The organism is Cohnella cellulosilytica (assembly GCF_042431195.1).
Classification (GTDB): Bacteria; Bacillota; Bacilli; order Paenibacillales; family Paenibacillaceae; genus Cohnella; species Cohnella cellulosilytica.
Genome location: NZ_JBHMDN010000034.1, coordinates 197,146 through 218,843, shown reverse-complemented (window position 1 = coordinate 218,843; position 21,698 = coordinate 197,146). Strand labels below are relative to the sequence as shown.

Below are 21,698 nucleotides of genomic sequence, written 5' to 3'. Positions count from 1 at the left end.
TTTTCGCCCCCTGCTTCGGCGCCTGCCATACCAATTTCTGCAATTGAACAGACAGGTAAACCGATCTTATCCTCTCCAACAGGAGGGAGTCCGTCTATTTATCCATTTGTTCTCTTAGGAATGGGATCAGCGTCCCGGTCGGATCGGATCGGTATTCCCAAAACATGATACCGGCCAAGCCCCGCTCCCGGATATAGGCAATCTTGCCGGCCAGTGACTGTTGATCCTCATAGCTGATGAACGTGCCGCCGTCAAACAGATAGGGAACGCCTGCTTCCGGGTCCCAATAGCGGCGGTAAGCGCCTTGCTGAGCGCGATCCGTCAGTTCGACATAATCAGCCAGACTGCCGTAATCCGGACCATAGTGACCGACGGTTGCCGCTTCCTGACCGAGACCGTCGCCGCCGCCCTTTACTCCATCCCATTGCCGGGAATAAAATGGCACGCCAATTATCATCTTTTCCGCAGGCACACCGGCTTCGCCGAACACTCGGACCGCTTTGTCCACGCATGCGTCGATCAGATTTCTACTGCCCTGATATAGCGCCGCGTGGTGGCCCGTCACGGTTTGGAACCCGCCCTGCAGATCATAGGTCATCAGCATAACATAATCGAGATAGCGGCAAATCTCCCTCATATCCGTCTGCAAGGTGAAGTACGTATCGCCGCCGGCGGCGATAGTTAACATCCGTCCGGGACCACCGGTGTCTATCGCCTCTCGCAGCTGCCTCAAGAGCAAAGTGAAATTCCGTTTGTCCTCGCGACTTGCCGAGATCCCCGCGAGGGAAGATCCAGGATATTCCCAGTCGATATCGACGCCGTCCAGACCGTATTCGCCGATTAGTTCCACCGCACTGGCAGCCAGCCGCTCTCTCCCCGCCTGAGTCGCTGCAGCCTGAGAAAACCCGTCCGCTCCCCAGCCGCCGACCGAGAGCATCAGCTTGATCCCGGGATGGATCCGGCGAATTCGCCGCAGCGCCTCGCGGCTGCCCTCGCCGGACCAAATCACGCGACCGTCCTGCAAGCCGGCAAAGGCAATGTTGATGACATCGAGGGAGCGGACATCCTGCTCCCGCATTGCGGAAAGATCTCTCGTACCTACGTACCCAATCAATTTTCTCATCATTTTACCCATTCATCACTAATTTGTATGCCCGGGAGATCGGCGCTGCGCCCTTCTGTTCGCCGGGGACGTTCACTGTAATCCCCGCCGTATCGGCGGTAAAGACCAACTCTTCCCCCGTATCCAGCAAAGTTACCTTTTGCACGGCTCCCGTGTAAGGGATCCATACCAAGTCGGGAACTTGCTTCGTCTCGTCGGTAAACAGCTCCAGCACATAGACGGTATTTCCTTTTCGGGTGAATCCGAGGTTTGCCGCCTTGTACGGCGCGCAGACCCGGGTACCGTAGATCGCCTCGCCATAGACAGCGAGCCATTCTCCCATCCCGCGCAAGGTCGTCACCGCTCCGCGCGGCAACCGGCCGTCCGGCTGCGGGCCGACATTGATCGCCAGATTGCCTCCCTTGGCTACGATATCGACCAGCAAGTGGATGACCTCTCGCGGCGACTTGTACGTATCCTCATAAGCGAAGGAGAACGAAGTGCCTAGCGTGATGCAGCTCTCCCACGGTACGCCTAGCGGCCCAGAAGGCACGCACTGCTCCGGCGTAATGTAATTCTCGTAAGGGCCGCCCACCGTGCGATCCGCGCATAGCATTCCCGGCTGCCACATTCTGACTTGATCGATCACTTCGCCCAGGCGAATGTCTTGTCCGGCCTGTTCGCAGACCCAGCCGGCGTCAAACCACATCATATCCAGCTTGCCGTATTGACTGGCCAGCTCTTTAATCTGATTGTGCGTAAACTGCACGAATTGCTCCCATTGCTCCGGATGTTCGCTCGGCTCATAGGTCGGGCCTCTCCACGTATTATCTCCTCGCGGATAACCTTTCGCCCAGTAATGTTCATTGTGCCAATCGGCTTTGGAGAAGTAGGCGGCGATGCCGATCCCCTTCTTGCGGAAGGCTTCAAACAAATGTCCGCAAATATCGGCATACCGATTGGCATGGTAAGAGCAATCCGCCGCCGTGATCTTGTAGTCCGAATACGCGCTATCCCACATGCAAAAGCCGTCATGATGTTTCGTGGTGAAAACCAGATAGCGGATGCCGGCTTCCGCCGCAAGCTCCGCCCATTGTTCCGGCTGAAAGCGGACGGGATTAAACGTTTTGTTCAGTCCGAAATATTGTTGCTTGAACTCCTGCGCGTTGACGCCCCAGTCGATCCCCGTCCTGGACCAATCGGCGTCGGCGTCGGACAGCGCCCAGGATTCAACCACGCCAAGCTGAGCATATGGTCCCCAGTGGATCATCAAAGCCAGCTTCTGATCCTGAAACCACTCCAGCTTTTCCCGAACCTTCTGATCCGTCGGCCAGACGTAATCTTCCGCGGCGCTGGAATGGTGCACGCCCTGCTCGATCCGTGCCTCCAAAGCCGCCTCCGCCAATTCCGGGCGCTCCCCTTCTTCAGTATCGATGTGCCCTAATGATAGTTGGTGGCCGCGCTCGTCATTTGCCATGCTGACGGTCCCTCCGTTAGTACAACTCTTATTTGGCGATTGTATCGATGCTGCGAATCTTCATCCAGTCATCCAAGCCTAAAGAATGGAGGCCCTTGACGTAATCCTGCCACTGCGCGTCGTTGTTCACATCTTTCTGTCCCGTAACAAACAGAGCTTGCTGTTGGTCGAAATAATCCTGAAGGGCCGTGCTGATATCGGAGTAACGGTCGACATCGTCGAGACCGATCCAAGGGCTGGGAACGATCTCCTTGGTCAAATACGGCTCATAATCTTTTTGCAAAACATCCTTTTCGACATATCCGGGATTCTCTTCGATAAATTTAAAGCCTGCCGGCAAATATTTCGGCAGCGACTGCGGCCAGAGGTTGCTCCAGCTCACCTTTTCCTGTTCGTCCTTCGGCAGAGTAGCCGTATCGATCGACCGGTATTGGTCGCCATCCTTGAAGGTCACTACGCCTACCGGACCTCTGCTGGTGCCAATCCCGTTTTCCAGTGCGAAGGCGTTGTCAAACCAGCGGATGATGACTTCCGGGTTTTTGGCGTTATTGGAGATCACGGCCTGGGTTTTAAACACGCTGAAGCCATTTGTGTCACGCAGCCAGATCCCGCCCTTATCCGTGTTCAATACGGGCAGTACGTCATAGTCGCCTTTATCTTTGCCTGTATAACCGGAAAACTCTTTGCTTCCGTAAGCGATGGATACGCCATAGAGATCCTTGTTGCCCTTCCCTTCCCAAGTTGACTTGTCTTGGGTGTAAAGCTCTATGTCGATCAGGCCTTGTTTGTAGAGTCCGGCAAACCATTTGAGAAATTCGCGGTACTTGTCGCTGGCGCCGCCATATACCACTTTTCCGTCCGCGACCGAAAGGCCGAACTTATCCATCGGCATTCCAAACCAGCCGGCCATTGCTTCAATATGCTTGTTGTTCGGATCGGCGGAGAACGGAACTTCATCGTTTGGATCTCCGTTGCCGTTAGCATCCTTGTCTTTGAATGCCTTCAGTACCGCTTCGAACTCATCAGTCGTTTTGGGTATGCTCATGCCGACATTTTCCAGCCATTTGCTGTTGATGTAGGGTGTATAGTTGACACTCGTATCCCCGGTTACATAAGGAATCGTATAGATATGTCCGTCCGGCGCCGTCATTTGCTCCCGTACTCCGGGCAGATCAAGAATCGCCGAAATATTGGGGGCGTATTCCTTGATCAGATCCTCCAGGGGGATGAATACTTGCTGCTTGACCCCATAGGTCAGAATCATGCTGTCCGACAAAGTCCAGCCGCCGATCACGTCGGCATAATCGCCGGAATTCAGATCCAGATTCAACCGCTCCTTGGCTGTTTCGTAGGGGAAAATACGTAAATCAACCTCGACATTGGTTTGCTTCTTAAATTCATTAAGCATGTAAAACTCCCCGGTGGAGCTGGAGTCGTCAGCGAAGATGGAGAATTTGTACCCGCCTGCATCGACGAGCGGCAACCCCTCTTTGTACATCAGACCGTTTACCTTTCCCGCATCATCCACCGTTGCCGGTGTGGATGTGTTGGCGGGGGCGTTGCTGCTGTTCGCAGCTTTCTTATTATCGCTGCTGCAGCCCGCCAGTGTCGCCGCGCCCATGACCACGGCTAAAGCCAATGCCACTGTCCTTCTCTTCATGTGTGATACCCTCCTCTTTTTTATATAGCAGCCGGGGCAAGAACTCCGGCAGACTACCCGACAGCGTTGCGCTCAACCCTTTACGGAACCGATCATGACGCCCTTTACAAAATGCTTCTGGATAAACGGATACATAGCCAGCACCGGGATGCTGCTTATAATGATCAGCGAGTATTTCATGAGGGCGATGAGTTCCTGCTTCTCGCGCAGCGCCGCTCTTGCCGCCTCCGAGGTCGCCGCCTGAGCCAGTGCGGCCTGATTGGTGATCAGGATATTGCGCAGCACCAGTTGCAGCGGATACATGTTTTTGTCCGAGATATAGATCAATGCCGAGAAATAGGCGTTCCAGTGTCCCACGCCGTAATACAGCACAAGGATGGCGACGATCGCTTTAGACAGCGGCAGAGCAATTTCGAAGAAGAACCTCCCCTGAGTACAGCCGTCGATTTCCGCCGCTTCATACAGCTCCTGGGAAATATTCGTCTTAAAGAAAGTTCTGGCGACAATCATATTGAATACGCTTAAACTTCCAGGCAGAATCAGCGCCCATATTGTGTTGATCATATGGAGATTTTTTACTACCAAATAGGTAGGGATCAAACCGCCGCCAAAGAACATCGTGATCATGTAGAAGATCATGATCGGCTTTCTGCCGCTAAAATTGTTGCGGGACAGGGCATACGCGGTCGGTAAAGTGACGAACAGATTCACCAGCACACCGCAAACGGTATAGACGATGGCGTTCCAAAAACCGCGCATAACCGCGGTGTCCGCGAACACTTCAGCATAGCCCCGCAAGGTAAACCCGATCGGTCGCCACAGAACCTGACCGCTCGATACGGCGCCCGGGTTGCTAATGGAGGAAATGATGACCCAATAGAGGGGGTACGCCACAATTAACAAAATTAAGGTCAGCACCGTAAAGTTGATTGTGTCAAACAGGACATCTTCCTTGCTGCGCTTCTGTTTTACTTTAAGACGGCTGGCCGCGATTGGCTTCATCCTCTCATCTTCCCCCTACCACAAGCTGTTGCCTGAAAGCTTGTCGGCAATTTTGTTAACCATCAGGAGCAATACCAGATTGATCAATGTATTAAACAGGCCGATCGCTGTCGAATAGGAGATATCGTTGTTGATCAGACCGACTTTGTACACATAGGTCGAAATAATCTCGGAAACCGATAAGTTCAGGTTGTTTTGCAGCAAGTAAGCCTTCTCAAACCCGACGGAGAGAATGCTGCCGCAGTTCAAGATCAACAGAATGGTCGCTGTCGGCAATATGGAAGGGAAGTCGATGTGCCGGATCAGCTGGAATTTCGTCGCTCCGTCACAGCGGGCCGCCTCATGCAATTCCGGACTGACCCCGGCCAAAGCTGCAAAAAAGATAACGGAACTCCAGCCGGCGGTTTGCCAGACACCGGTCCACACATAAATGTGCCGCCAGTACTCCTGCTTGGCCATGAAATTGACCGGATCCATGCCGAATAAGTGCAAGACACTATTGATAACGCCTACAGTCGGCGATAGAAACAGGATAATCATGCCGCACATGACAACGACCGAGATAAAATTTGGCGCATAAGTGACGGTCTGAATCAGTTTGCGGTAGCGCTTGTGATGAAGCGAGTTCAGCAGCAGCGCCAGAATAATTGGAATCGGAAACGATACGAGCAAACCGTAGAAGCTGATAACCAAGGTATTCCAGATGGTCGATTCAAAATAAGGCGACTCAAAAAACCGCTTAAAATAGTACAGCCCTTGCCAATCGCTTCCCCAGATGCCCGCTGTGGCATTAAATCTTTTGAAAGCCAGCTGTATGCCATACATCGGTATGTAACTGAAAATAAAAGTCAGTACGATGCCAGGAATACAAAACAGCCAGAGGGAGGCATCTCTCCTCAGCACCCGCCCAACATGGCCTTTCCGCTTAATCGCTGCAGAATTCATGGACTCCCCTCCTCGTTTAATCACGTTCATTATTGTTCAAAAATTCACAGGAAATGTTAATGAACAAACTCTAACATGTGTTCAAATATTTTGTCAATACTTTTTATAAGCGTTTTCAATTTTGCTTTTTTTCCAATATTTATTTCTTCAATGGCCTTTATTCAATAATCTTGTTCACATTTTTGGTTAAATAAAGTTCACATATGTTCATTTTATTTTACAATTTACCGCTTTCCATGCTATAATTCGACCCATAGACAATATTGCGCATCCGACGCGGAATCGAGGTCCTTATGGAACCTGTCAGAATCCCCCTCCCTGCAGTTGGATTTAACCCTCCCATCTATACCTGCCGCCGAGCTGCCGTTCCCTTTCAATTAAACGGAAAGCTCGACAAGCCTTTTTGGCAAGACGTACCTTTCACCAGCGATTTCCTCGACATTGAAGGGTCGCACATGCCTGGCGCGCGGTTCCGCACTCGGGTGAAACTGCTCTGGGATGACGAAAACCTGTATATTGGCGCTCAGCTTGATGGAGATGAGATTTGGGGCTCGGTCACCCGGCGTGACGATATTATTTTCCAGGATAACGACTTCGAAGTCTTCATTGATCCCGATTCCGATACCCAACAGTACTATGAGTTTGAAATGAATGTGTTAAACACGGTGTGGGATTTGTTTCTCCCGGTCGCTTACCGGGATGGCGGCAGCGCCCTGAACGGTTATGATATTCGCGGATTGCGCACTGCTGTATTTGTCGATGGAGCGATCAACCAACCCTCCGCGGCTAACCGCAGCTGGTCAGCGGAGATCGTCATCCCCTTTGCCGCCATCACCGAATGCCTGCCGCAGCAACGGTCGCCGCAAGCAGGCGACTATTATCGGGTCAATTTCTCGCGAGTACACTGGAAAACCGATATCGTGGACGGGCAATACAAAAAGCAAACCGATCCCGCGACCGGCCGGGCGCTGCCGGAAGATAACTGGGTGTGGGCGCCGACCGGTGTCGTCAATATTCACTATCCGGAGTTATGGGGCTTCCTCTTCTTTGTCGGTTCCGGCCCGGCAACTGCCGCAGGCGTCATCCCGGAAGACGAATACCGCAAGTGGGAGCTGAGAAAACTCTATTACGCTCAGCAAATTTATTTAGACTTGCACAAGCGCTACAGCGATCGGCTGGAAGAGTTAGCGGATATTTTGCGAGCCTACGCGCCGAGCGATGAGAACCGCGCGATCCAGGCGCTGCCGTACCGCATTGAAACAACCTCCCAAACCTTCGTAATCTCCTGCCCTGCCGCTGATCAGTTGAGGACGATCGTGATTTATTCGAGCGGTAAGGTAGAAGTAAAATGAACGGCTGTCCAACAATAAACTAACATGTTCCCTGATCGATGTGGAAGTTATGGAGGCAAATATGAGGAAGGTTACGATCCAGGAAATCGCCGATTCCCTCGGCATTTCCCGCACCACGGTCTGGAAAGTATTTGGCGGTCAGACAGGGGTTTCCCAAGATCTGCGGAGTAAAATCATTGCTAAAGCCCAAGAGTTGAACTATACCATTCCGGAGGGATCCTACCCGGCAGCGGATGCCGCTGCCGAAGCTCCGCTCAATATCGCTCTGGCCGTCTGCCGCCCGGAAACCTCCACTTTCTGGTTGGCGATCATTCACCGGATTGCCAAGGAACTGTCCGGGCATCAGGTGAACTTGATCTATACGTACCTGCCTACGTCTGTTGGCGCAGGTTATACCCTGCCGGCTTCGCTCACCAACGGAGGTACGCATGGAATCATTATCATCAATGTCTATGACGAACAGCTGCTGCGACTGCTTGCGGCGTCGCACTTACCCAAAGTGTTTCTCGACACCTCAACCGCAGTGCCTTCGTCGGAGCTGAATGGCGATCTGGTTCTGACGGAGAATCGGGCCAGCATCGCCCAAATTACGGAGAGTCTGATCGCGAGCGGGCGGAGAAGTTTCGGGTTTATCGGCGACATCGATTATGCCCAGTCGAACCACGAGCGATTTGAGGGCTTTACCAAAGCGCTGGCTCAGCATGGTCTGTCAATGGATTCGCAGCGCAGCCTGACAGGCCCTATCGGCCGGGATACCTACAAAGAGGAAATATCCGCTTTTGTCGCTGCGCTTCCCGGTCTGCCGGACGCCTTTGTCTGCGCCAACGATCATGTCGCTTGCATTTTAATGCAGCTATTGCTGGGGCGCGGTGTGCGCATTCCCGAGGATGTGGCCGTATCCGGATTCGATGCCAACCAAGAATATTCGCTGGCCGATGACCTGACCACCGTGCAGGTGCCCAATTCGCATATCGGCTTTCGACTGGCGCAACAAATTCTGTTCCGGATCAAATATCCGAATGTTCCCTATGAAGTCATATCGATTGCTTCGCAGGTTATTTTTCGGGGCTCAACAACCGCTTCAGCACCCGGTATTCCAACTGAGTAACACCCACAATTTCTCGGAAAATACATGTGAGGTGCTTGACGCTTTCGAAGCCAACCTTGACGCTAATCTCGTAGACTTTGTCGTCTATCCCTCCAGCATCTCCTTGGTTTTTGGATGCACAGCTTGTGCAGATACTTACGGACCGCTTCAGCTGCCCTTCCCGCACGAGCCGTTCACACGGACCCTAAGCCAGCGCGTCTGCCAATTCCGCCACGACCGCACAACAATCAAAACCCTCCATTAACATGGAGGGTTAATTTGTTATTATGGTGGAGATTAGGGGGATCGAACCCCTGACCTCATCGCTGCCAGCGATGGGCTCTTCCGCATTCGCTGGTTTCACTACCAAATTTGTTCATAATATACTGCTCCAATGTCTTTTTCCATATAAAATCCGAACGATCGTGACCGTCTTTTCCTGCTCCGATATGACATAGAACACGATATAGGAATCTACAAGCACTTTCCGAATATGTTGTCCAGCCAATCGTTGATCCCTGACTAATTCATGCCTGTAAGGCATCGTTTCCAGTAGTAGTACCGCCTCCGAAATATTCGCAACTACTGTACGCGCAGTTACAGGTTCAAGCAATTCATGGGAAATATAGTTGGCGATACCGCGCAGATCACTTTCTGCCGGTTCCGTAATGACTACACGAAACCTCATACTCACTTCTGAATCCCCTGTTCAATATCTGCAAGCGCCTCGCGAAAAGGTCTTACTTCTTTATTCCGCATAGCCTCCATACCTTCATCCAATAGCTTATGCAATTCGAATTTACCGACTAATTTCTCATACGTTTCAATACTCATCACAGCCAGGTCACCCTGACCATTCTTCGTAATATAGACAGGCTCATCGTACTGATGGCAAAAATCGGAGATCTCATTATAATTGTTCCGCAAATCGGAACTTCGCCGTATCGTAGGCATATCGATCATCCCCCACAGTAATTTATCTTTATTTTATCAAAATTACGATATAACTTCAATATCACCAGCACACCCAAGCGACGAACCAACCCGTATATCAAAAAGATTTTTGATAATGCTGATAAGTTCCCTTAATGAAAAAAGCAACCTTTCCAGGTTGCAATGTTTACATTATGGTGGACCTTAGCGGGATCGAACCGCTGACCTCTTCGCTGCCAGCGAAGCGCTCTCCCAGCTGAGCTAAAGGCCCGGGATATAAAACTTGATAATTCTTAGGGCAGTGTAGCCGACCATGTCGTACTCCCAGCTGAAGCTAAAATACCGATACATTGCCGAAGCCCCGTAAGAATTGGCGACAAAAATGAGTTTACCATGAGGGCGGGAGGGTTGTCAATGCCTTTTCGAGCGAAAAGAGCGCATAAACGTGCCGATTGCTTCTTCCGTCGGAAAAGCGTCTTTCCGGCACTCGATCGACGCTTAGCGGAGCATCGATCGACGGCATACACGATTCGAAAATTAGCCGTCGCAACGGCCGAAATCGGAGCCATCAAGCTGGAGAGACGCGCACAGGACAGAAACCGACGGAACCGATAAACGTTCCATTCCGGCCCCCTTGTCCGACGTCGCTCCAGCTGGCTTTTTTGTACGCGCGTTAAATGCCATGCTTGTTCATCAACGTATTCAGCTCTTTAAAGAACATATTGATGTCCTTGAACTGACGGTATACCGACGCGAAGCGAACGTAGGCGACCTCGTCGACGGGATAGATATGCTCCATCAGCAGCTCCCCGATAATCCGGCTCTCGACCTCGGCCGAAGCCGTGTTGCGGATTTCGCGCTCCACCTCGGAGACGATGACTTCGAGCTGGCCGACGGATACCGGACGTTTCTCGCAGGCGCGGAGCAGGCCCCTGAGCACCTTGTCCCGGCTGAACTCCTCGCGGCTCCCGTCCTTCTTGATCACCATCAGCGGCGTTTCCTCGACCGTCTCGAAAGTCGTGAATCGACGGCAGCACTTCTCGCACTCCCGCCGGCGGCGAATCGATTTGTTATCGTTGGCCGGCCGGGAATCCAGCACCTTCGTTCCGTTGTAATCGCAGAAAGGGCATTTCATGTCGCCGCTCTCGCCTCCTTCGAATACGTTTGATTTTCCAAGCCTTCCCTTACATGATCGGTAGGATAAAGCACATAATACAGTTACCAACCGCAAGGAGGTGAACACACATGGCCGGACAAAACAACAACAGCAACCAATTGGTCGTACCACAAGCGACTGCAGGCCTGAACCAACTGAAATACGAAGCGGCCCAAGAGCTTGGCATTGCCATCCCGCAAGACGGTTACCAAGGTAACATGACGACGAAGGACAACGGTTCCATCGGGGGTCACATTACCCGCCGTTTGGTACAAATCGCCGAACAACAACTGGCGGGCCGTTAATTCGACCTGACAGTCGGCTGAAGCACTTAATATCGGGAAGCTTTGAGACGCGCGAGCGTTTCAAGGCTTCCTTTTGCGGCGTCGTCGGCTACAAGGTTTCGTATATATCCTGATACTTCTTATAATAATACAACACACGCTGTACGTAATGTCTAGTCTCTCCGTAAGGAATATCGCTAATCGTCCGTTCGTCGCCGTCCCATACGCCTTCCTGCAGCCACGATCTCACCTTGCCCGGCCCGGCGTTATAGGCGGCAAGCGATTTGGTCAGATCGCCGCCAAACTGCCTGTGCAGGTCCTTCACGTACCAGGAGCCGAGCGCGATTCCCGCATGCGCCTGCGTTCCCGCGTCCTTCACCGTGATCGCTCCGAAATCGTCCTGCTTCAAAATCCATTCCGCCGTATCGGGCATAATTTGCATAATGCCGATCGCTCCCTTGCGAGACACCGCGGCAAGCTTATAGTTCGATTCGACCCGGATGATCGCCGCGATCAAGAGCGGGTCCAGCTCGTAATGCTGCGCGTTCCGCTTGATTTCTTCCTGATAAGAGATCGGATAAATCCGCTTTCCCAGCCAGTCCGACCGGATAAACAACGCTCCCAATACGATAACGACCAACGGCAGGATGAAGCGTTTGCGTTTGACCCTTCTCTTCATCCCAACCCCGTTTCCCGCCAGAAGCGTTCGATCTGCCGATTCGTCTCCTCCGGCGTTCCGCCGTTATCGATAAGCACGTCCGCCCGGCGCTTCTTCTCCTCGATATCCATCTGGGCCGCGAGCCTTTGCTCGGCTTCTTCCCGCGAGAGGCCGTCGCGTTCGATCAACCTGTCCAGCTGCGTCTCGCGAGGCGCATATACGACCATTACCCGGTGAAAATAAGACTCCAGCTTCGACTCGTACAGGAGCGGAACGTCGACGACGACCAGCCTGTCCGGCTCCTCCGTCTCGCCGCGCGCCATTCGCTCCTTCATGACGGCTCGAATGGCCGGATGCGTGATCGCCTCGAGCGCCTTGCGCTCCGCCGAATCCGCGAACACGATCGAGCCCAGCCTCTTGCGATCCAGCGAGCCGTCCGGCTGCAGCACGGCTTGTCCGAACCGCTCGGCAATCGCGAGCAGGGCCGGCTGCCCGGGCTCGACGACCTCCCGGGCGATTTTGTCCAGATCGATCAGCAGAGCCCCGCGCTCCGTCAGCAGCTTGGCGACCGTGCTCTTGCCGGTGGCGATGCCCCCCGTTAAACCAATGTTCATAAGCCCTCTTCCCTATACCAGCAATTTGAATATTCCCATCGTAATCAGAATGATGCCGGGCAGCATGGACAACTGCTTCATCCAGCGCCAGCGCGACGCCCATAATCCGAACTTGGTGCCCGACCAGAGGAACAGTCCGCTGGAAGCCGCGATCAGAACGGCCGTAACTAACGGCGGAAAACCGACCAGAGCGGCGCCGATGCCGGCACCGAAGGCGTCCAGGGACAGCGCCGTTCCCAGCAGGAACGCTTCTCCCGCGCTGATCGTTCCCGACCGGTCCATGTCGGCGGCCGAAGGCGTGCGCAGAATTTGAATGATGAATCCGAATATTTTGAGCTCCATCTTGAGTACGGGAGCATCGCCGACCGTATCCGCCCTTCCCGATCCCGCTCCGCCGCTCCCTGCGTCGCGCCCGTCGCGTTCTCCGCTTCGGACGAACTGGACCAGCGCCCATATGCCGATGCCGATCAGAAGAACCGCGCCTACGGCCGAAGCGCCTCGCGGCGGAATCCACCGCGCCATCGCGACGCCAACCATCATCGAGAGCAGAATGATCAGACCGGAGCAGGCCGAAATAATCGCCACGGACGATACGGGAATTTTGATCTTCCTGACGCCGTAGGTCATACCGACGCCGAAGCCGTCCAGGCTTACGGCAAAAGACAACAAAAGAAGAGACGCCACAGATGCCATCATAGCGGATTTCCCCCTGCATGGATGCGATCCCGGTCTTCCGATTCCGAAACCGGGTACCTTCCATCCTATGCAGACGACGGCCGCAATGCCCCGCTTATATCTGGGCTATCGTTCAGCCCCGTCCAACCGCCGTTTGACGGCATTGGCTTTGGCATTTGCGTTGGAACGCCGCCGCGGCGCGGCATCCGCCAACGAGCCGAGCGAAGCGCGAGGCGGCTTTTGGCATTTCAGGCACACGTGGGTGCCTCTTCCGTCGACGACCGACTTCTCGATCGGAGAGCCGCATACAAGGCAAGGCTCGCCCGTTCTGCCGTACGCCCTTAAGCTGTGCTGGAACAGGCCCATCTCGCCCTGCCCGTTCACGTACGACTTGATGGAGGAGCCGCCCGCTTCCACGGCGGCCGCGAGCGTCGCGACGATAGCGGCATGAAGCTTCTCCTGCTCCTTCCGCTTCAATTCGTCGGCTGGCGTCTCCGGATGAATGCCCGCGGCATGCAGAGCCTCGTCCACGTAGATGTTGCCCAGGCCGACGACGACTTCCTGGTTGAGCAGGAGCGGCTTGATCTTCGTCTTCCTCCGTCCGAGAACCCGCCTGAATTCGTCCGGCGTAAAGCTCTCGTCCAGCGGCTCTAATCCCAGTTTATTCAGCGGAGCGGCGATCCATTCGTCTCCCGGAGCGAACAGATGCATCGTTCCGAACTGGCGGACGTCCTTGTAACGCAGCTCGGTGCCGTCCGTAAAATGAAACAGCACGTGAGTATGAAGCTCGACCGGCTCTCCCTTGCCGTACAAGCCGTAGCGGCCTTCCATCCGCAGATGGGAGATGAGCACCAGCCCGTCCAGCACAAGCCGCAGAAACTTGCCGCGGCGCTCCACCGATTGGAACGTTCTTCCTTCCAGCATGGCGGCGAATACTTGCGGATCGTCCGGCTTCTGCAGAATACGCGGTAAATTCACCGTCACGCGTTCGATCCGTTTCCCCGCGATCAATTGGTTCAAAGTGCGGCGCACCGTCTCTACCTCTGGCAATTCCGGCATTTCTTTCCCCTTCCTTCTCCCTGTCCCTTTCCCCGTTTCATGGGATCGTCTCTTCGCTGTGTTCTGCCGCTTACTTCGCTTCGTACCAGTTGGTACCGACGCTCACTTCCGCGAGCAGCGGCACGTCGAGCTTTAACGCGTTTTTCATCGTCTCCGGCACAAGGCTCCGCATCGTCTCCAATTCGTCCTCCGGCACCTCGAACACCAATTCGTCATGAACCTGCAGCAGCATCCGGCTGCGCAAGCCGCGCGCGGACAGCTCCTCGCTCATCCGCATCATCGCCAGCTTGATAATGTCCGCCGCCGTCCCCTGGATCGGCGTGTTCATCGCCGTCCGCTCGGCGAAGGAGCGCAGGTTAAAGTTGGAATGGCGAATTTCCGGCAAATAACGGCGCCGCTCCAGCAGCGTCGTCACGTAGCCGTCCTTCCTGGCCTGCTCCACGATGTCGGTCATATAGCGGCGCACTCCCGGGAACGCCACGAAATATTGCTCGATAAAGTCCGCGGCCTCGCCGCGCGTAATATTCAGATTCTGCGACAAGCCCCAATCGCTGATGCCGTATACGATGCCAAAATTGACGGCCTTCGCCTGGCGTCTCATATTGGCGTCCACCCGGTCCGCCGGCACTCCGAACACGTCCATCGCCGTCTTCGTGTGAATGTCCATTTCCTTCAAAAAGGCTTCCTTCAGCCCGTCGTCTCCGGAAATATGCGCCAGCACCCGCAGCTCGATCTGCGAATAGTCCGCCGCGAGAATGCTCCAGCCCGCCTCGGACGGTACAAAGGCTTTGCGGATTTGGCGGCCCTCCTCCAGGCGGATCGGAATGTTCTGCAGGTTCGGGAACTGGCTTGACAGCCTTCCCGTCGCCGCGATCGTCTGCCGGTAAAACGTATGGATTTTGCCCGTCTCGGGACGAATTTCCTTCAGCAGGCCTTCGATATAGGTCGACTGCAGCTTGGACAGCTGGCGATAATGCAGAATCAGCCTGACGATCTCGTGATGCGACTCGAGCTTCTCCAGCACTTCCGCATCCGTCGAATAGCCGGTTTTCGTTTTCTTCACGGCCGGCAGGCGCAGACGCTCGAACAGCACATCGCCGAGCTGGCGCGTCGAGCCGATGTTGAATTCGAAGCCCGCGCAAGCATAGATCTTCTCCGTAATCTCCTCGAGACGGCGCTGGAACTCCGTGCCCAGCTCCTCCAGCGTCCCCGGCGTCACCTTGATTCCCATCTTCTCCATGTCCGCCAGCACGACGGACAGCGGCTGCTCCAGCTCGTAATAGAGCCGGTGCATGCCCAGCGTCTCAAGCTGCTCCGACAGCGGCTCCTTCAGCCGGCGCACCGCGTCGGCTTTGGCCGCGAGATGCTTGGCCAGCTCGTCCGCCGCCGGAACGCGGAATTTCGCGCCCTTGCCGTACACTGCTTCGTCGGACGGAATCGGCGCCAGCCCGTAACGCTGCAGCAGCTTGTGCAGCGACGGATCGGCCTCCGTCGGATCGAGCAAATACGCCGCCAGCTGCACGTCGAAGGAATGTCCCCGCAGCTCGATGCCCGAGCGGGCCAGCACCAGATCGACGCGATGCAGATCGTAGCTCGTCTTGGGCGCGTCCGCGTCCGCCAGCCACGCTCTCAGCCGTTCCGCTTCCGGGCCGAGCAGCGAAGCGTACGGAACGACATAGCAGGTCTCGCCGGCCGCGATCGCCAGTCCGATCCCTTCGCTCTGATGCGGGTTGTCTCCCGCCGCGTCGACGAGAACCGCCTCCGCGTCCGTCAACGCGCCGTACAGGCCGTCCCAGCCCGCCTTGGCAACCTGGACGACTTCGTAATGAGAGGCGGTTTCCGCCGTCTGCTGCTCCAGCGCTTCGTCCGCCATCCCCAGGTTCAGCCGTTCGATCAGCGCCTTGAACTCCAGCTTGCGGAACGCCCCCGCCAGAGCCGCCGGATCGTAGCCCTTCCAGGCGACTTCTTCCACCGAATATTCAAGCGGAACCTCGCGATAGATCGTCGCCAGCTCCTTGCTCATCTTCGCGCTGTCCTGGTTGGCTTCGATATTTTCGCGCAGTTTGCCCTTGATCTCTTCGACATGCTCCAGCACGCCTTCGACCGTGCCGAATTCGTGCAGCAGCTTAAGCGCCGTCTTCTCCCCGACGCCGGGAACGCCCGGAATGTTGTCGCTCGCGTCGCCCATCAAGCCCTTCAGATCGATGATCTGCCCGGGGGTCAGCCCGTACTTCTCCCCGATGCCTTCCGGCGTGAACCGCTCGACCTCGCTGACACCCTTGCGCGTAATCCAGACGCTTACCCGATCGGTCGCAAGCTGCAGCATATCCTTGTCCCCGGACACGATAATCGCGGTTTTGCCCCGCTCCTCGGCCTGCTTCGCCATCGTGCCGATAATATCGTCCGCCTCGTAGCCGGCCAGCTCGTACTGCGAGATCGAGAACGCTTGCAGCAGCTCCTTGAGCAGCGGGAATTGCTCGGACAGCTCCGGGGGCGTCTTCTGTCTGCCGCCTTTATATTCCGAGTAGCCTTCGTGTCTGAACGTCACCTTGCCGGCGTCGAAAGCGACGAGCACATGGCTCGGCTTCTCCTCCTCCAGCACCTTCAGGAGCATCGTTGTAAACCCGAGAACGGCGTTCGTATGCAATCCGTTGCTGCTCGTAAGCGGCGGCAGCGCGTAAAAAGCCCGATTGATAATGCTGTTCCCGTCGATCAGAACCAGCTTGTCCTTCTCATTAGCCATGCCCGTTCGTCCACCTCGCCGACTTTTTGTCATAGCCTCATCATAACATAATTGCCGAACGAGCCGCACCCCGCAGGTATTCCCTCCACAATGAGAAAAGAGCCCCCGCCGGAGCTGTCAAGCTCTGGGGAGGACTCCCGGATTGGCGGCCGCGGGAAATTCGCTCGGCCTTCCGATCAAGTAGCCTTGCGCGTAATCGAAGCCCATGGCGCGAAGCAGCCGCAGCTCCTCGGGGCGCTCGATTCCTTCGGCTACCGTGCGGATGTTCATCTTCTTGGCGAAGCGGACGAACGTGCGCAGCATATGCTTCTTCATCTCGTCCTTGTCGGCCAGACTGACGAGCGAGCGGTCCACTTTAATGTAGTCGGGGTTCAGCTCCACGATCGATTGCAGCGACGAATACCCGGCTCCCGCGTCGTCGATGGCGATCTCGTAGCCTTGGCTGCGATAATGCGCCAATATTTTTTTCGCCGCGTCGAAATCGTCGATCGAGCTTCGTTCGGTCAGCTCGAATACGACCTGGCCCGGGAACATCCCTCTCTCGCTCAGCCAGCGCACCGTCTGGCCGGACACGAAATGCGGATCGTTGATGATGCTCATCGTCACGTTGATGAAAATTTTCTGGACGGCCGCGAGCGCCGGCGAATGCCGGATCGCCGTTTCCCTCGCGAGGCGGTCCAGGGCCAGAGCCATCTGATTTTTCTCCGCGAATCGGAACAAGGCGAGCGGTCCGTCGAACAGGCTGCCCTCCGGACACCTCGTCAGCGCTTCGTAGCCGAACACCTTGCTGTCTCCGAGGCGTACGATCGGTTGATAGACGCTCTTGATGCTGCTCTCCGCCAGCAGGCGCTCCAGCTCGCAGCGAAGCTCCCACTCCCGCTGTCCGCTGAGCGATTCCCGAATTCGCTCCGCGGCCTTGACGACGCCGTCGTAGACGACATCTTTGATCCGGCCCGTTCCCAGCCCCTGCAGGCTGGCATAGCCGATGCCCCGTTCCTTCTGTCCGGACGTCGCCGACGGCTGCCCGGCCTTTCCTACGGATTCCGCGGCGATCGCTTCCCGGACGCGTTTGGCCATCGCCCGCAAATACGGATCCCTCTCGTCCTCCGGCACGGAAGCCGGCAGGCCGGCATACAGCCAGAGATGGCCCGACACCTCGTCGCCGAACCACAGGTCGCTGCGGTTCATCGACTTGGCGAGCCATTTTTCCCATTCGAAGCTCTCTTCCCTGAACTTGGACGCCAGCCCGCCGCTCCATTCGGAAAGATCGATGCCAATAAGACCGATAGAAGGATGATGTTCGATTCGATCGATGAGTTGCTCTATGCCGAACCAGGACGTTGCCATACGATTGAACACCAGCTTCCTTGTAAAAATAACCGCATCAATAAATGTAACAAAGTTTTGTTAACGCAATTTCGCGTTTGTGTTAATGCCCGGTTAACTCCATTTCCGAAGCCGGTTCGGTCTGGTCCCGTTCTCCAAGCTCTTCCCAGGCGATGGAATTGCCGCGCTGGCGCTTCGCCCGCTTCTTAAGCAGCGCCGCTCTCTCCGAGAGCGCCTCCGCCGTCCATCCCGCCGTCGAGCGGCACAGGAGCAGCGACAGCGACAAGGACAAGGCGGGCGCCTCCAGCGGCTGTCCCGAGCGGTCCAGCACCACGCCCGAATGGGCGGAGACGTAAGCACCGCTCCCCTGCTCGAATCTGGCGATCGTCCCCTGCGCCGCTTCGAGCGCGTCCATCCCGGACGACATCACGATAAAGTCGTCGCCGCCGATGTGGCCGACGAAGCAATCGCCGTTCGGGCACTCCCTGGCCGACTGCACCAGCGTCTCGGCCGTATAGCGAATGACGTCGTCCCCCCGCTGAAACCCGAACTGATCGTTAAACCATTTGAAATGATCCAGGTCCGCGTACAGCACCGCGAACGGACGGCCTTCGGCAAGCCTGCGGTTCATTTCCTTGCGGATCGGCTCGTTGCCGGGAAGCCCGGACAGAGGGTTCGCCCACTGCGCGTCCTTCACGCGGGCCTGGGATACCCATTCCAGCATCGAGCGGACCGAAGCCGTCCCCGTCACCTGTCCGTCCCGGGTAATGATCATCTCGTCATACAGCTTGTCGGGCTCGCGGGCCATCGCCATCTGCGACGCCTGGTCCACGGAGACGGATTCTTCGACAATGACCGGGTGGGTGTCCATAATTTTGCCTACGGGCCTGTTCCAATAAAGCGGCAATCCGAACTGGCCCGACAGCAGCTGGAGCAGCTTTTCCTTCATGAGCAGTCCGACCGGCTTGCCGTCCTCCGAGATGACGACACCCTGCGCTTCGCGGTGCAGCTCGAAGTGACGGGACGCCTCCGACACCGGCGTATTCCGGCCGAACTGCTTGACCGGATTGGCCAGCAGGGCCATCGTGCCGGACGCCCCGCGAAATTTCCGGCCGACCTCCGTCCGAATGCGGGCTTGCAGCCGGGCAATCCGTTCGTCCGCCCCGGACTCTTCGCCCCCTCCGTCCTCGGACAGCCTCTCCGCTTGCGCGTAATGCATCCCGCTGGCGACGAGCCCCGGCAGCAGCTGCTCCCGGTCGAGCCCTCCGGAGATAAAGACGATCTGCTCCTTGCGCGCCAGGGCGATCAGCGCTTGCAGCAGGCTCGTCTCCACCGCGTCGGTCGTCTCCCCGCGAATCCAGTCCACGTCCAGACGCGCGTAGTCGGGGTGCAGATCGGCCATTTTCCGCAGCGACTCAAGCTCGGGACGGATTCCCGGAATCGAGATGCGAAAGCCTTGATTGCGGTAATGCTTCAAAGCCGAGCCCGTCATGGCCGCGGAATCGTTATCCCCTTCGATCAGGACGAGCACGACGTGCTCCGGCCGCAGGTTCGCCGCCTCGATTCTGCGCAGCGTGCTTCCGGGATAAAGCCGCGGATCGAAAATGATTTTGGCCGGCACGGGGAGAAACAGCTTAACGTCGCCGTTGCCGGACGGCAGCCCCCGAATGGCCGCCTCCCGGAAGCGGCGGTCCCACTCGAACAGCTTGCCGGATTGGTCGGCCTGGGCGTAGAACGCTTCCAGCTCGATCCGTTTGCCTCTGAGCGCGTCGACCGGGACGGCCTCGTATCCGTACAGCGATCCGTCCAGCAGCGAGACGATCGGCAAATAGCGAACCTCGAATTCGAATCCGATCAGGGAGTCTCGCAGCTCCTCCAGCGGAAACCGGACGAGCGGCGCGGGTGAGAACAGCATCCGCTTCAAAGCCGTCTCGTAGGCGTTCAGAAGCGCGGCCTCCCATTCGCGGAGGCTGCCGGGCATCGGAATCGTCCGGCCGTCTTTCCCCGCCGCCCAGCCGAAGCCGCAGCGAATGCCCCCGCCCGGCCGCATCGCCTCGGGAGTTCCGAATTCCAGCAGCAGGCGCTGCGCCGTATCGCGAATCAGAAACGCCATCCGGCCCGAGGAAACGTCGCCGGACGCCCAATCGTCGTTCTCCTCCGGCGCGAACGATACGGCCAGGATCAGATCGTCTCCGGACAGCGTCCAGCCTCTCACCGAATCCGTCAGCTTCGCCAGCCGCATGCCTATTCCGCGCAGCAGGCGCGCGGCGCGAAGCGAGAAGCCGCGGGGCGCCTCCGGATCGCCCTCCCACCGCACGACAAACAGCCCGCAATGTCCCGGGCTTCCGTCCTTGCTCTGCCACCGCCGCAAAATGTCCCCGCTTAACCAACCTCCGGTCTCCTTCATGACGTCTAACCTCCGCCCGGCGTTTCCCGGTTTGCGAGATCCGCTTGTTTTCTTCACCTTAACACGGATTCGTCATTTCTGATCCCACACTTTGTTAACGGAAGGTAAAGTGCGGAGCGGGCGGACTACTTTCGGGATGTCGTTAAGCTAAGGGGCTGTCCCATAAGTGGAGTTGCTTGAGAGGATAGATAAACAAAGAAGGGGTATGTACCTCCTGGAGATGCCTCATACGCTCCTAAAATTACATTGTAACGGGTTTATCATTCCCATTTTAGGAGCGTATAGCATCGGAAGGAGGTACATACCCCTGGCATCTTTCGTATGGATCATCATTCAGAGCAACTTGAACCACTTAGGGGACAGCCCCTTCCGCCAGAGGCTCACTCCTCCTCTTCGTCCAGCAGCACGATGTCCAGCACCGTCGTACGGCCGTCGACAATGACGGGAGCGCGCAGCTCCGAGCGTTTGCCCGGAAAGGAGAAATAGGCGGGCAGCGCACCCGGCGGCAGATTGGTGAGCGAATACCGGCCGAATTCGTCGCTGATGACGGAGCGCAGAATGGACGACTGGGGCGGTCTTGCCAGCGCCGTCGCCGTCCGCGGAGCCCTCGCGGCGACCGCAGCGCTCGGGCGGGCCTTTCCCGCGGCGGCCGCGGGAGCCGTGAACAGCTCCGCCAGCGCTTTAGCGATCGGGCGGCCGGATTCGTCGCGAATCGAACCGGCCAGCGCTCCGAATCCCGCGGTGACGACCAGCTTTCCGGCATCGGTTACCGGCGGCTCCGCCGACACCGCGACCGGCTTCGAGACCGAGCCGTACAGCGGAGCCGATACGGCGATCGTGTACGAGCCGGGAGCAAGGCCGTCGAAGCGGAAGACGCCCGCGCCGTCGGCGACGACGGTCGCAACCGGAACGTTGGAGGCATCGATCAAGGTGACGATTGCGCCCGGCACCGGCGCCCCGGTGCCGCCTTCGACGATCGCGCCGACGACGGACAGCGGGCCGGCCGGCAGACGGACCTGTATCGTGTCGGGATGGTTCGGCTCAAGCATCGTCGTCTCCGAGCGGGCGCGGTTTGTCGGTACGATAACGGTGACGGTCGTCTCGCCCTCGGACAGGTCGGGGAGAATATAGCTTCCTTGTTCGTCCGACACGCCGCTGCCGATGACGACGCTGTTCGCGTCCGTCGCCGTTACCGGCGCGCCCGGCAGCGGCGTTCCT

19 protein-coding genes and 1 tRNA gene are annotated in these 21,698 nt (G+C 56.8%); 3 read left to right on the top strand and 17 right to left on the bottom strand.

The window, feature by feature from the left end:
- Nucleotides 1–94 precede the first annotated feature (94 nt).
- The 5 genes from ACFFT4_RS24125 to ACFFT4_RS24105 form a co-directional block, all read right to left on the bottom strand.
- The gene (locus tag ACFFT4_RS24125; RefSeq protein WP_378051634.1) at nucleotides 95–1,123 is read right to left on the bottom strand and encodes a glycoside hydrolase family 18 protein; all 1,029 of its coding nucleotides are present in this window, start codon (nucleotides 1,121–1,123) and stop codon (nucleotides 95–97) included.
- 4 nt (nucleotides 1,124–1,127) lie between these two features.
- On the bottom strand, nucleotides 1,128–2,579 hold the full coding sequence (locus ACFFT4_RS24120; protein ID WP_378051471.1) for an alpha-L-fucosidase: 1,452 nt from the start codon (nucleotides 2,577–2,579) through the stop codon (nucleotides 1,128–1,130).
- Nucleotides 2,580–2,607: 28 nt separating this feature from the next.
- Nucleotides 2,608–4,239 (bottom strand): extracellular solute-binding protein, encoded by a 1,632-nt coding sequence (locus tag ACFFT4_RS24115; protein ID WP_378051470.1) that lies wholly within the window; start codon nucleotides 4,237–4,239, stop codon nucleotides 2,608–2,610.
- 72 nt (nucleotides 4,240–4,311) lie between these two features.
- On the bottom strand, nucleotides 4,312–5,241 hold the full coding sequence (locus ACFFT4_RS24110; RefSeq protein WP_378051468.1) for a carbohydrate ABC transporter permease: 930 nt from the start codon (nucleotides 5,239–5,241) through the stop codon (nucleotides 4,312–4,314).
- A 15-nt stretch (nucleotides 5,242–5,256) separates the two neighbouring features.
- Complete coding sequence (locus tag ACFFT4_RS24105; RefSeq protein WP_378051467.1) at nucleotides 5,257–6,186, bottom strand: ABC transporter permease; 930 nt, start codon at nucleotides 6,184–6,186, stop codon at nucleotides 5,257–5,259.
- Between the two features lie 293 nt (nucleotides 6,187–6,479).
- Between ACFFT4_RS24105 and ACFFT4_RS24100 the strand changes: the two genes are divergently transcribed.
- Together ACFFT4_RS24100 and ACFFT4_RS24095 are read left to right on the top strand one after the other, a co-directional pair.
- Nucleotides 6,480–7,538, top strand: coding sequence for a carbohydrate-binding family 9-like protein (locus ACFFT4_RS24100; protein ID WP_378051465.1), 1,059 nt, complete (start codon nucleotides 6,480–6,482; stop codon nucleotides 7,536–7,538).
- A gap of 61 nt (nucleotides 7,539–7,599) precedes the next feature.
- Nucleotides 7,600–8,646 carry a LacI family DNA-binding transcriptional regulator gene (locus ACFFT4_RS24095; protein ID WP_378051464.1) on the top strand — a complete coding sequence of 349 codons (1,047 nt, stop codon included), beginning with the start codon at nucleotides 7,600–7,602 and terminating at the stop codon, nucleotides 8,644–8,646.
- Nucleotides 8,647–9,001: 355 nt separating this feature from the next.
- Here the strand turns inward: ACFFT4_RS24095 and ACFFT4_RS24090 are convergent, their stop codons facing one another.
- From ACFFT4_RS24090 to nrdR, 4 genes are all read right to left on the bottom strand, one after another.
- Nucleotides 9,002–9,313: a type II toxin-antitoxin system RelE/ParE family toxin gene (locus ACFFT4_RS24090; RefSeq protein ID WP_378051633.1), complete on the bottom strand. Its 312-nt coding sequence runs from the start codon at nucleotides 9,311–9,313 to the stop codon at nucleotides 9,002–9,004.
- 2 nt (nucleotides 9,314–9,315) lie between these two features.
- A complete protein-coding gene (locus tag ACFFT4_RS24085) occupies nucleotides 9,316–9,579 on the bottom strand; it encodes a type II toxin-antitoxin system prevent-host-death family antitoxin (protein ID WP_378051463.1) in 264 nt (87 codons plus the stop codon).
- Nucleotides 9,580–9,753: 174 nt separating this feature from the next.
- A tRNA-Ala gene (locus ACFFT4_RS24080) sits at nucleotides 9,754–9,829 on the bottom strand.
- A gap of 402 nt (nucleotides 9,830–10,231) precedes the next feature.
- On the bottom strand, nucleotides 10,232–10,693 hold the full coding sequence (gene nrdR, locus ACFFT4_RS24075; RefSeq protein ID WP_378051461.1) for a transcriptional regulator NrdR: 462 nt from the start codon (nucleotides 10,691–10,693) through the stop codon (nucleotides 10,232–10,234).
- A gap of 110 nt (nucleotides 10,694–10,803) precedes the next feature.
- Between nrdR and ACFFT4_RS24070 the strand changes: the two genes are divergently transcribed.
- A complete protein-coding gene (locus ACFFT4_RS24070) occupies nucleotides 10,804–11,019 on the top strand; it encodes an alpha/beta-type small acid-soluble spore protein (RefSeq protein ID WP_116060355.1) in 216 nt (71 codons plus the stop codon).
- Nucleotides 11,020–11,107: 88 nt separating this feature from the next.
- On the opposite strand, the gene ACFFT4_RS24065 is transcribed toward ACFFT4_RS24070, so the two are convergent.
- The 8 genes from ACFFT4_RS24065 to ACFFT4_RS24030 all read right to left on the bottom strand — a co-directional run bounded on the left by ACFFT4_RS24065 (nucleotide 11,108) and on the right by ACFFT4_RS24030 (nucleotide 21,688).
- On the bottom strand, nucleotides 11,108–11,677 hold the full coding sequence (locus ACFFT4_RS24065) for a lytic transglycosylase domain-containing protein (protein ID WP_378051460.1): 570 nt from the start codon (nucleotides 11,675–11,677) through the stop codon (nucleotides 11,108–11,110).
- Entirely contained in the window at nucleotides 11,674–12,270 is a 597-nt protein-coding gene (gene coaE / locus ACFFT4_RS24060) for a dephospho-CoA kinase (RefSeq protein ID WP_378051459.1), read from the bottom strand. Before coaE ends, ACFFT4_RS24065 begins: the two co-directional genes overlap by 4 nt.
- Nucleotides 12,271–12,282: 12 nt before the next feature.
- Nucleotides 12,283–12,966, bottom strand: coding sequence for a sporulation membrane protein YtaF (ytaF, locus tag ACFFT4_RS24055; protein ID WP_378051458.1), 684 nt, complete (start codon nucleotides 12,964–12,966; stop codon nucleotides 12,283–12,285).
- A 105-nt stretch (nucleotides 12,967–13,071) separates the two neighbouring features.
- Nucleotides 13,072–14,004 carry a DNA-formamidopyrimidine glycosylase gene (mutM, locus tag ACFFT4_RS24050; RefSeq protein WP_378051457.1) on the bottom strand — a complete coding sequence of 311 codons (933 nt, stop codon included), beginning with the start codon at nucleotides 14,002–14,004 and terminating at the stop codon, nucleotides 13,072–13,074.
- Nucleotides 14,005–14,074: 70 nt separating this feature from the next.
- Entirely contained in the window at nucleotides 14,075–16,747 is a 2,673-nt protein-coding gene (polA, locus tag ACFFT4_RS24045) for a DNA polymerase I (protein ID WP_378051456.1), read from the bottom strand.
- A gap of 117 nt (nucleotides 16,748–16,864) precedes the next feature.
- Nucleotides 16,865–18,094: an EAL domain-containing protein gene (locus ACFFT4_RS24040; protein WP_378051455.1), complete on the bottom strand. Its 1,230-nt coding sequence runs from the start codon at nucleotides 18,092–18,094 to the stop codon at nucleotides 16,865–16,867.
- An 82-nt stretch (nucleotides 18,095–18,176) separates the two neighbouring features.
- Entirely contained in the window at nucleotides 18,177–20,480 is a 2,304-nt protein-coding gene (locus tag ACFFT4_RS24035; protein ID WP_378051454.1) for an EAL domain-containing protein, read from the bottom strand.
- A gap of 380 nt (nucleotides 20,481–20,860) precedes the next feature.
- Nucleotides 20,861–21,688, bottom strand: a complete 828-nt coding sequence (locus tag ACFFT4_RS24030) for a carboxypeptidase regulatory-like domain-containing protein (protein ID WP_378051632.1) — start codon at nucleotides 21,686–21,688, stop codon at nucleotides 20,861–20,863.
- Between the last annotated feature and the right edge of the window lie 10 nt (nucleotides 21,689–21,698).